General features: G+C 33.8%; 10 protein-coding genes. 7 read left to right on the top strand and 3 right to left on the bottom strand.

Annotation, left to right across the window (positions count from 1 at the left end; all coding sequences use genetic code 11):
- The first annotated feature begins 194 nt into the window (after nt 1-194).
- The 6 genes from BCR21_RS03020 (at nt 195) to BCR21_RS02995 (ending at nt 7739) form a co-directional block, all read left to right on the top strand.
- Nucleotides 195-2822 carry a glycoside hydrolase family 38 N-terminal domain-containing protein gene (locus BCR21_RS03020; protein WP_069645029.1) on the top strand — a complete coding sequence of 876 codons (2628 nt, stop codon included), beginning with the start codon at nt 195-197 and terminating at the stop codon, nt 2820-2822.
- Between the two features lie 21 nt (nt 2823-2843).
- Nucleotides 2844-4166: a PTS sugar transporter subunit IIC gene (locus BCR21_RS03015; protein WP_069645028.1), complete on the top strand. Its 1323-nt coding sequence runs from the start codon at nt 2844-2846 to the stop codon at nt 4164-4166.
- A 154-nt stretch (nt 4167-4320) separates the two neighbouring features.
- Nucleotides 4321-5118, top strand: a complete 798-nt coding sequence (locus tag BCR21_RS03010; RefSeq protein ID WP_069645027.1) for a MurR/RpiR family transcriptional regulator — start codon at nt 4321-4323, stop codon at nt 5116-5118.
- Between the two features lie 14 nt (nt 5119-5132).
- Complete coding sequence (locus BCR21_RS03005) at nt 5133-6410, top strand: glycoside hydrolase family 125 protein (RefSeq protein WP_069645026.1); 1278 nt, start codon at nt 5133-5135, stop codon at nt 6408-6410.
- 52 nt (nt 6411-6462) lie between these two features.
- Complete coding sequence (locus tag BCR21_RS03000; protein ID WP_069645025.1) at nt 6463-6825, top strand: hypothetical protein; 363 nt, start codon at nt 6463-6465, stop codon at nt 6823-6825.
- A gap of 155 nt (nt 6826-6980) precedes the next feature.
- Nucleotides 6981-7739, top strand: coding sequence for a class I SAM-dependent methyltransferase (locus tag BCR21_RS02995; protein ID WP_069645024.1), 759 nt, complete (start codon nt 6981-6983; stop codon nt 7737-7739).
- Nucleotides 7740-7811: 72 nt separating this feature from the next.
- Here BCR21_RS02995 and BCR21_RS02990 read toward each other — a convergent pair whose 3' ends face one another.
- The 3 genes from BCR21_RS02990 to BCR21_RS02980 form a co-directional block, all read right to left on the bottom strand.
- A complete protein-coding gene (locus BCR21_RS02990) occupies nt 7812-8246 on the bottom strand; it encodes a universal stress protein (protein ID WP_069645023.1) in 435 nt (144 codons plus the stop codon).
- 152 nt (nt 8247-8398) lie between these two features.
- Entirely contained in the window at nt 8399-9679 is a 1281-nt protein-coding gene (locus BCR21_RS02985; RefSeq protein ID WP_084013204.1) for a murein hydrolase activator EnvC family protein, read from the bottom strand.
- 263 nt (nt 9680-9942) lie between these two features.
- Complete coding sequence (locus BCR21_RS02980; RefSeq protein ID WP_069645021.1) at nt 9943-10761, bottom strand: helix-turn-helix domain-containing protein; 819 nt, start codon at nt 10759-10761, stop codon at nt 9943-9945.
- 476 nt (nt 10762-11237) lie between these two features.
- Between BCR21_RS02980 and BCR21_RS02975 the strand changes: the two genes are divergently transcribed.
- Nucleotides 11238-11801 (top strand): hypothetical protein, encoded by a 564-nt coding sequence (locus BCR21_RS02975; protein WP_069645020.1) that lies wholly within the window; start codon nt 11238-11240, stop codon nt 11799-11801.
- Nucleotides 11802-11965 lie beyond the last annotated feature (164 nt).

Genomic DNA, 11965 nt, shown 5'->3' with positions numbered 1-11965 from the left:
GATAAATAGAGTAAGTACCTAATAAAAAACTTATTTTCCAGTCATATTAGGTACTTATTTTTTGACCAAACAAAGAAAATATTTTCATTAAAACAATCTTAAAAAGAAAATAGTTGAAAATATTACCGAAATCGTTCTCTTTTCAAATGATACAGCGTATATTAAAGAAGAACAGTGAGGAAGGAGAATATAAAATGAAGAAGATCCATATCGTCGCACACACCCATTGGGACCGTGAGTGGTATTTCAGTGATAATGAAGCGTTTATCCAATTTTCTTATCATATGGACGAGGTGATTTATGCATTAGAAAATAACGAACTAGATTACTATTACTTGGATGGTCAGTTAAGTATTATCGATGATTACTTAAAAGTTTATCCAGAAAAAGAAACAAAAATTAAAGAGTTAGTTGAAGCCAATCAACTATTTATTGGTCCTTGGTATACACAAATGGATGAATTTGTGGTGGCGGGTGAATCAGTCGTCAAGAATTTACAAATCGGGATCGATATGTCGAAACGTTTAGGTGGTCATACTTTATTGGGCTATCTACCAGATTCGTTTGGACAAGGCAAAGATATGCCGAAAATTTATAATGGTTTTGGCATCACAGATGCAGTTTTTTGGCGGGGGATGCCTAATGAAGTTACAAAAAGTCGTGAGTTTTACTGGACTGCTGAAGATGGTTCAAAAGTATTAACGATCAATATTCGAAATGGTTATTATGCAGGAGTGGCTCTTGTTGAAGGAGAACTCTATCAGAAAAAAGCGATGCTAGATCTTGTGTCTGAGGATAGTGCAACAGAAGTCGTAACATTACCGGTTGGTGGAGATCAGCGCGCAGTTGATCGAGATTTAAAAGCAATTATTCAAGAAGTGAACGAACAATTTGGTACCGAATACAAAATCGAAGAAAGCAATTATCCTCATATTTTTAATTTATTAAGAGAAAAAACAACTGAATTACCAACCGTTCAAGGTGAGTTTATGAGTGGCAGTGTTTCAAAAATCCACCGTTCAATTTATTCGTCAAGATATGATTTAAAAAAATTAAATGACACAATCGAAAATCGCATGATCTTTCAGTTAGAACCACTGATGTTGATGGCAGATGACCTAGGAATTCCTTTTAAACGAGAACTGCTTGACTATATTTGGAAGTTACTATTAAAAAACCATGCACATGATAGTATCGGCGGGTGTAATACAGATAAAACCAATGAAATGATTTTAGCTAGATATAAAGAAGCAGATCAATTATCGTATTCAACGATCGACTATCTAGTAAGAAAAATTTCTGAGTCAATAGAAGGAATCAAAAAAAATGATTTGATTTTATTTAACACATTGCCTTACACAAGAACGGACCCATATGTGGTAGAAGTAAGTACAAAACATGCAGACATCAAGCTGTTTGACGAAAATGGCAATGAGTTAGATAGCCAAATCTTGTCTACAGAAAAAGTCTATGCTGGTGAAGTCAGACGTTCAGAAAGTGATTATGACGAAGCAAAATATTACTATATCCACAAAGTAAGCTTCACCAAAGAAACAAAGTCGCTTAGCTATACGATCGTGACAGTGAAAGAACAAACTGGATCAAACGAGAGCGCTATACCCTCTAATGCAGAAAATGCAATTATTGAAAATGAAGCATACAAAATCTCATTTTCAAAAGGCCAGTTCTCTATTTTAGCGAAGAACCAAGGTAAAAAATACGAAAACTGTTTATACATGGAAGAATCAGGAGACGAAGGGGATACGTATGATTATTCACCTGCTTATCATGATAAAATCCATCAGTTACTCTTTGATACGACAGATGTTACATTTCAAACCGGACCTTTTCTTTCTACGATGACCTTACACGGAGAATGGTCAGTACCAAAAGATCTAGAGGCTAGAAAAATAGGGGAATTAAATACTAAGATCGACTATACCTTTACCTTGTCATTAAGTAAAGATTCTAAGCGGATCGATATGAAAGTTAAACTTAACAACCAAGCCATGGATCATCGTATGCGCCTAGTTGTAAAAACGCCAGTTGAAAGTCACGTCAGTTATGCGGATACATTATTTGGGACTGTGGAAAGAAATAATCAAGATCCTCATATTCATGATTGGAAAACACTTGGTTGGAAAGAAGAACCAACAGAAATCTATCCAATGATCCACTATTCAAACATTCATGATGAAACTACTAGCTGGTCGATAATGAGTAAAGGAATCAAGGAATATCAAGTGATTGATAGCAGTATGTATATTACATTATTTAGAGGCGTAGGATTCTTAGGTAGACCAGAGTTATTAAGAAGACCTGGAGATGCCTCAGGGAATCAGTATCGTTATATCCCTACACCAGATAGTCAATTATTAAGGGATTTAGAAATGGAGTTGTCCTTGATAATAACGGATGATTTTGATCCTGTAATGATCCAAAAAGAATACCAAACCTATTCTGTTTTGAGTCCATATTATCAAGTTCAAACATTGAATCGCTTTACTAATCCAATTCAATATTTCCAAAGTAATAAAGTAGACCAATTGCATCCCTTAAAGAAATTTGTTGATTTAAACAACTCAAATTTGGTATTTAGTGCATTGGAATTAAGTCGTGATGGTCATAGGGTCAATATACGTTTGTACAATCCATCCTTGGTAGAAGAAGTCGCAAATGAAAAAATAACTTTAGCAACTGAGTCTAATGTTTGTTTGGTTGATTTAAATGGCGATTTTCTTGAATCTTTAGGTAAGTTAAAGGAAGTTTCATTAGGCACATTTAAACCAGGAGAAATCAAAACAATTTCAATAGAAAGATAACATGGGAAAGGTCGAGTTAAGATGAAAATAAATATTGAGAAAATTCAAGAGCCATTATTAAAAATCGCCAATAAAGTAGACAATAACAGTGTACTACAAGCAATCAAAAATGCGTTTATCAGCAGTATCCCTTTTACGGTAGTTGGATCATTTTCTAATTTGATCAAGATGCAGATCGATGCATTTTTTGGAGAAACAGCAATCGGTCAAACAGCTTCTGCGATTTTTGGCAATGTTTATCTAGGAACACTTGGGATCGTAGCCTTACTGATTGTTTTTTCTACAGCTTATAATTATGCAAAAGAATTGATGAAAAAGCATCCTGAAGCCAATATTAATCCACTGTTGGCGACGTTATTAGCCTTTGCTGCTTACTTTGTTATGGTACCCAACAATGTGAATTTTGCGGATAGTTCTGCTGAAGTCGTTCAAGGTTACGCAAATAATTTCTTCAGTTATGAAGGAATGTTTACTGCGTTGATCGTCGGATTATTGGCAGTATTTCTTTATTCAGTTTTGGCAAAACGTAAAATTGCTATCAAACTACCGGGGAATGTTCCACCTAATGTATTTGATTCCTTCTTCGCATTGATTCCAATTTCTATTGTATTATTAGTTTGTTCTGTGATGAAAGTAGTAATCGAAGCTTTTGATTTTAATTCCTTTATGGATATGGTCAGTCAACTATTTGTCCAACCTTTAACTTCTGTTGGAACGGGCCTACCTGCAATTATCGTCGTTATTTTATTAGAACAAATCTTGTGGTTTTTAGGATTACATGGATTTAATATTGTTTGGGGTGTTGTTTCAGCGTTATGGTTGCCAATTTTCTTAGAAAACGTTGCGAAATTTGCTGAAACAAAAAGTTTCGCTGATATTTCTGTAGCACCAAATACGATGACAAATGTATACGCGATGATCGGTGGTTCAGGTGCGACGTTCGGATTGATTTTAGCAATCTTGATTTTTACACCTAAAACATACAGTGGTCGTGAAGTAGCAAAACTTTCCTTTATTCCTGGATTATTCGGGATCAATGAGCCGATTATTTTTGGGTTCCCGATCGTACTCAATCCATTGATGTTCATCCCGTTTGTATTTGTACCAGTATTTAATGCAATCGTTGCGTATATCGTGACTAAAATCGGTTGGGTCGTTCCACTGGTTGTGCTAAATTCGGGAAATGAACCAATTTTCATAAGTACTTGGATTTTAGGAGCGTTCCATCTGAGTCCAGTGATCTTAACAGCTGTATTAGTTGTTTTGGATGTCTTCATTTATGCACCGTTTGTACGTATGAATATGAAATTTGATGAAAGCCAATTACTTAATGCACAAGATTAGTAAGGATTCATAGAGAATAAGAGAGAAGAGGCTGAGACAGGAGCTGCTTTTGCTCCCACCGTTTATCCAGACTTCATGTGACTGGATTGTGACTTACAGAGTCATGTCCCAGTCACCTCTTGTTTTTTACTATAAAGAAAGGCGTGATCTAAACATGGAAAGTTACATCGAACTAATCATTCAGGCAAACCAAAAGAAGTTTACTGATGTAGAACGTGTGATTGCACAGTATTTTCTTGATGGGAATAAGGAGCTTGGAATTCAAGAGTTGGCTAAAAAACTTAGTGTGTCCAATTCATCGATCACCCGTTTTTGTAAAAAAATTGGTTTAGCTAATTATAAAGAACTGATTTACTTATATAAATATTCTAGTAAAGGCGCAAAAAAACAAACCGATTCAAGTATTAGCTATGTAAATTTGAATTATTCTTTGTTGCTTAATGATATCATCGAGAAACTTGACAAAGATGAAGTCAAAAAAGCGGCACTAATGATCGATGCTGGGCGAATCATTCATTATTGGGGAACAGGATATAATGCTTTTTGCGGAGAAGACTTTCAATTTAAATTCTCCCGACTTGGCAAAATTGTCAACGTGATCAAAGACGAGCATTCGATTGCGATGATGGCTCATGGCGTTCAACAAGGTGATCTTGTCGTTGTATCCTCGATTTCTGGTGACAATGAAGCGGTTCAAGAAGCAGTGAAAATTGTCTCCGAAAAAAATGCTAAAGTGATCGTAATCACAGCCAACGAAAAAAGTCCGTATCAAGACTTTTCTGATGCTTTTTGTTTAACAAGCTCTATGGGGAAAAAAGATATGGGCGGAATATCACCTCAAATTCCAGTGCTTACTGTGATCGACATTTTATATACAGAAATTTTAGCAATGTATCATGAAGACACAATCAAGTCTTGGATAAAATCAGAAGTGATCTTAAAAGGAAAGTAAAAAGGGGAATCATTATGAGTATAAATTATTCAAAATCAGTGATTGAAAATATAAAAAAAGAAGTAGCTGAACAATCTAGCAATCCTAGATGGAGTGAAGTATTCTCAAATTGTTTTGATAATACATTAGAAACAACGGTAAGAACAACAGCAGATGATACATTTGTGATTACTGGTGATATTCCAGCAATGTGGCTACGGGACTCATCAGCTCAAATGAAACCTTATTTAACCGTGGCAAATGAAGATGAAAAAATTAAACAATTGATCCGTGGATTGGTGGATCGCCAAGTGAAATGCATTTTGATCGATCCATATGCCAATGCTTTTAATGAAACTGAAAATGGACATTGCTACCATCAGGATATTACAGAAATGAATGGCTGGATCTGGGAACGGAAATATGAAGTCGATTCTTTGTGTTACCCAATCGAATTAGCGTATTTATTATGGAAAAAAACTGGAGAAACAACCCATTTCACCAACGAATTTAAGCGTGCGATAGAAACGATTATTGGTGTTTTTAAAACGGAACAATACCATGAAAATTCGCCTTATCGTTTTGAGCGTTTTGATGAAAGACCAGAAGATACGCTTTCGAATAATGGGTTAGGTGAACCATGTGGATATACAGGTATGACTTGGTCCGGATTTCGTCCAAGTGATGACCGCTGTACATACAATTATCTGATTCCGGCAAATATGTTTGCTGTTGTTGTTTTAACCTATTTAGAAGAAATTTCTAAAGAGATTTACGATGACAAGCAACTTGCAGAAAAGGCCAATCAGCTGAAAAAAGAAATTAATCAAGGAATTACTAAATGGGGAATCGTTGAGCACCTGGGGAAAAAAGTTTATGCTTATGAAGTAGATGGACTAGGAAACTATCTCTTGATGGATGATGCGAATGTACCTAGTTTGTTAGCAGCACCCTATTTAGTCTATTGTGCAATCGATGATACTGTTTATCAAAATACCCGAGCGCTGATTTTATCTGCTGAGAATCCCTATTACTATGAAGGAACTGAGCTGAAAGGTGTGGGAAGTGAGCACACGCCCAAAGAGTATGTTTGGCCGATTGCATTATGTATAGAAGGGTTAACGACAGATGAGCAATCAGAAAAAGCTGAACTTTTAAATACACTTGTTCAAACAGATGCCGGTACAAATCATATGCATGAAGGAATCAATGTAAACGATTCAGCGCAGTACACTCGTGAATGGTTTTCATGGGCGAATATGATGTTCTGTACATTACTTTTAGATTATTTAAAAATCAAAGTGGCGGATTGATGGTATAATGAAGAAAAGAAAGTAAGCAGTCAATAAAAATGGAGTGACAAAAATGAATGAACGAGAACAGCAAAGAAAATTTTCTGAACGATCGACTATCAACAAGAGCACATTTGATGCAATGAATACGAATCAAACTCGATATTCTAATGGTCAAGGTAAAAATGTATTGCCGACAGATAGAGATTTATCAGGAACATCCAGTTATTATTATTCAACCGGGCTTATTTATCTTACGGGTGTTTTATTTGCAATTTTATTATTTATTTTTGTTATTCCTTTATCTGAGAATATAGTATCCCAAAAATTTTATAGTGGTGCTGTATTTCTATTATGTGCATTACTATTTTGTGTGATCATGGGGTTTTTATGGGTTAATATTGGATTAAAATTTATCAAAAAATATAGGAGTTGATTGAAATGAAACGAAAAGTGATGCTACGAAGTAACTTCTTGATACAGTTATAGCGCTGATAGAGGCTGTATCAAGTACAATCATTTCTATCAGAACAAAGCATAACTGTATCTAACTTACAATAACGCTAAAATAAAGTGTAAGGAAGGATAGTTATGAGAAAAATAGAGTTAAAAAAGTATTGGCAAACTATTGAACAAATAGAGTTTAGAGGCTGGGATTTTTCATACATGAAAAATCGCTGGGAACAAGAAGGCTTACCTTGGAGTTATTCCAATCTTGTTCGTGAGTATTTATCTAGTGAAATGAATTTATTAGATATGGGAACGGGTGGAGGAGAATTACTGCTGACATTCAATCATCCGTACTCTAAGACTTCGGTAACAGAAGGTTGGCTGCCAAATTATCAGTTATTACAAAAGCAACTTCAGCCAAAAGGTGTAACAATAGCTTTTGTTGACGAAAGGGATCAATTGGAGTTTCCAAATGATTCTTTTGATATTGTTTTAAATAGTCATGCGTCATATGATCCAAAAGAAGTTCGTAGGGTATTAAAACCAGGTGGGGTGTTTATTACACAACAAGTTGGTGATCAAAATGGGCAAATTCTTTCAGAAAAATTGTGTACGAATCTTCAACCAAAAATAAAGGATTGGTCGTTAGAAATAGTACAGAAAGAATTAGTGGAAGAAAATTTCGATATTATGTTTGCCAAAGAATATTTTCCATATCAATACTTCTATGATATGGAAGGATTGATTTATTATGTACAAAGAATTCCGTGGGAATATCCTGAATTTACTGTAGAAACTCATTTTAATCAGTTGATTGAAATTCAAAAAGAATTATTGAATAAAGGCTTCATCTATAACAGGCAGCATCGCTTTATTGTTATAGGGAAAGTAATGAATTAACATAGAAAAGAGCGTACAGTCAACGATTTAAACGCTGACTGTACGCTCTTTAACTATGCAAAAACAAAGTAATTATTTTACGACAAGGACATTACAAGGCGCATACTGTACAACATAACTCGTTGTAGTACCAAGTTGATTGGATTGAATCATTCCTTTACCCGTAGCCCCGATAATAATCAAGTCGATTGCTTGGTTTGTAGGGACAACCGAAGAAATCATTTCTTTAGGGTTGCCAATTTCAACAATAGGTACCACATTATCTAAACCTTGTTCAGTAGCATAATAAATATTTTTTAACAGTTCTTTTTCAATAGCTTCCTTTTCTTCAGCAAGCACTTTTGAATAGGCATAAGAGCTATGACTGATTGCATTTTCATCAACAACAGATAATAAATATAAAGTAGCATCTTTTTCTTTTGCGATAGCAACACCATGCTGTAGGGCTAACTCAGCATTTTTTGATCCATCAACAGCAACTAAGATGTTTGAGTAGTTATTGATCATTTTAATCAGCACCTTTCTTTATCTATCTTCATTATATCACGTTCGTTAGCAGAGGTTAAACGAATCGATGAAAAGATAAAAAATAACCTATCATCCAATAAAAAAATGATAAGAAACCAGAACTAGTCTGGTTTCTTATCATCGATTGATTATTATAAACCAAGGAATGGTGCGGGATTAACAAATCCACTCCATAATCCTGTTGAAATACTAAAATGTAAATGAACACCAGTAGAATTTCCAGTAGTTCCCATGCCGCCTAAATTTTGCCCTGCGCTAACACTTTGTCCAGCAGAAACGCTTAAGCTACTCATGTGTAAGTAGTATGAGTAGTAACCATTACTATGCTTAATCACAACATGATTTCCAGCCATACCACTGTAATTAGCACTAACGACTTCACCTGATCCAGCAGCCATGATCGGTGTACCACTTGCTCCACCAAAATCAATTCCATCATGGAAGCTTCCTGATATTCCAGTAGGATCTTCACGACCACCAAATCCACTAGTGATGGTTAAATTTGCTACTGGAGCAGACCAACCGCCAGAAGATACTGGTGGAGTAGGTGCTTGTTGATTGTCATCAGCGACATCGTTATTGCTAGTATCATTATTTGTATCAGGTACACTTACAGGTTCTTCTTTTTCAGTTGTTTGAGTAGGAGCAAGTGCTGCTTGTTTTGCCTGTTTTTCAGCAGTTGCTTTAGCTTGCGCTTCTTTTTTCTTTTCTTCGGCAATTGCCTTTAATTGGGCTTCTTTTCTTTTTACAGCTTCTTCTTTTTGTTTAACAAATTTATCTTTTTCAGCAGTTTCGTTTGCAAGACTTGCAGCAATCTCATTGATTTTTACATTCTGCTCAAGTTTTGCTTCTGCTAAAGTAGCTTCTTTTTCTTCAAGCTCTTCGGTCTTTTTCTCGAGTGTTTTTAATGTTTCTGTTAATGATACTTTTAATGTATCAAGCTCTTTTTTATCATCTTTTTGAGCAGTCAAAATATCATTATTTGCAGTTACTAATGTATTAACAGCTATAGCTTTTGTAATTGCATCAGAAATCGATTCAGCACTTAACAAAACAGTCAGCATGGATTCTTGCTCGTGATTTGTTTGAGTCGTTCTCGCTTGAGCACGTAACTGTTCATTTCTTTTTTTTATTTTAGTTTCTAAATTAGTTATATCTGTATTCAGTTTGTTCATTTCTTTTTCATGTTTTTGTTTTTCAGAGAGGACTGCGTTATATTCTGTTTCGATCGTTGTGATCTCAGTTTCTAAAGTAGCTAAGTAATCTTTGGCATCTTTTTCATTTTTTACGATATCTTCGATTTTCTTTGTTTGATTTTCAATTTTTTGATCGATTTCATCAGCTAATACACTCATCGGTGCAGTGTTTACTAATAACATAAATGAAATTGTAACCAGTAATTTTTTCCTCAAGTTATGTTCCTCGCTTTATATTAATCATTTTAAACGAATGCCTTTTTAACAAAGTCATTGTTATTACTCTTCAATAACACAAGATAAAGTATACCATAATCTATGAGTAATAGTCATGCTTAAATAATAAGATTAATAGAAAATGGTGAAATTTAAAATCTGGCAACAAAGGTATCATCTAATTGTAATATATGAAACTTACTATTAATAAGAAAGAATATTTGTAACAGTTCCTAGAACAATATTCTAATAGTGAAGAAACGCTATTTTTCATTGTAATCTGAATAAAATTTATCAAGTAAATCGACTAAATCTTTTTTAGTTTGTTCGTATTTTTTCTTCACAGTTTTCTCAGATAAGGGTTTCCCTTTACTCCGTGTTTTCGTTAAATCCGCATAATCAACTACTTTTGATGAGAGTTTATTCTTATAGGCTATATCATTAGTGAGAATTTCAGCTAGCATAGTAAAAATTTGAGAGATTGATAGAAAATTTTTACTTGTTTCAGTGCGTTTTAACAGGTCGAATACCAGAAATAAAACAGAAGCATTGATTTCTTTTTGATTGGAATCATGTAATAATTCCTCCATCATTGGTAGAAAGTCAGATCTATAACGATCATTTTGTTCAATCCTGTACGTTGTAAAATCTTCAGCAATCAATGACGTTTTTTGTTCTGAAAGTTCTAATTGATACCTCGTTTCAAATAAATCTGGAAACAATTCATTCGCTGTAGTTAGAATCTTTAAATCTTGAGAATAAGTGATCTTATATTTTTTTAATACATGAATTAATTCTTCAAGCTGATCATCAGCAAGGTTTTTCCGCAAACTGGCTTCAGTTAGTAATTTTTTTACATACTCTGTGAATTCTCCATAACGAATCCAATCAGCTGTTGTATTACCAAGTATAGCTATTTTTTCTAATCTATCTTGTTTAGGCAGGTTGTTCCCCTTTTCCCAATTATTTACTGTACTGGCACTAGAATTTCCAACCAGATTTGAAAAAAGGGCCATTGAATATTTATGCTGGCGTCTAATTTCTTTGATTCTATTTCCTGCTTCTTTTAAATCTATTTCCAAAATAATACCTCCTTAAATTAAAAGTAAAATGGGCTCGTCAAAACCCGTAGAAAAATAGGGAAATACACTTGTGATGCTTTTGGTCACAGGTGGATTTCATCTTTTTTCCTAGCGTTTAGCTCATGAAACTGGATAATAAAAAGTACAATGAGCTAAAGATTATTTCTTCTACTATATCATTGTTTCCAGAAGAGGTGTACCGTTTTTTTTTCATTTTGTTCTTGTAATGTCCTTTGCAACATGATATAGTTTTTGTACCGAAATGTATTCAATTTGTTAGTTTTATTTATTCGTCATTTTTCAATCGTCATTTTTCAATCTAAATGTACTTGTATTTAGTTGATCATGATATTTTGAGTACGATTTTATATATTTAACATCTGAAAAATATCTACTAGATACAATACACATTTTTTTGATATAGTCACAAAATAAAAATGCCGAAAATCATTCATTTTAAAGGAGGATAAGTGTAAATGAAAAAAATAACTAGAGTTGAGGAGCAAAAAAATCATCTTTTATATCAATTTTTAGAAAAACTGAACAAAGAAATTCCTCATCAAGATAACAATCAAAAAATAGAGGAACATTGTGTACATCAGTATAAGCTATTAGTAAATATGTCTTTTAGTGCAAATATCTTATATAAAGGGTTAGATTACGCAAGTCAAGTTTACAATCATGTTGCTAAAATCGAATATACACGACTATGTAAGGTAATCATAAAACAAAACTTTGATAAACAAGTAACAGAAGCGTTACTAAAAAAATTAAAGAAAGCTCAAAATGAATTATTCCTACATTCCCCGATCACTAAAGAGTCAGAAGGAATCGATATATTTTATGGATTTACTGGAGGAAATCGGAAAAAATACAAAGCGAATCGAAAAGCAATCAAACAAATGTACATTGAAATAAAACAGGAGTCAAAGAAAAGTGTATATAGATATATCAAGGATTCATACAATAGAAAACGCAATAGGATCAAAGAGAAAAAAGCTTATGCGCTTTGGCTGCTAAAGAGTTATACTTGGCATTAAATTAAATGTCTTAAAGTTAATATACGCAAAGAAATCATGTTTCTATGAATTAAGAGACTTTATTTTTCCCAAAAGATTTGTTGTGCTATGCTTTAAACGAGGATATTACTTTTTTCCACAAAGAATTGTTCAAAAGTGAGGTTACTATACAAACAAATCTTAAA

The sequence above is a fragment of the Enterococcus ureasiticus genome (genome assembly GCF_001730285.1).
Lineage (GTDB): Bacteria > Bacillota > Bacilli > Lactobacillales > Enterococcaceae > Enterococcus_L > Enterococcus_L ureasiticus.
The sequence above is the reverse complement of the archived record's forward strand: the minus strand, read 5'-3'. Positions and strand labels throughout refer to the sequence as shown.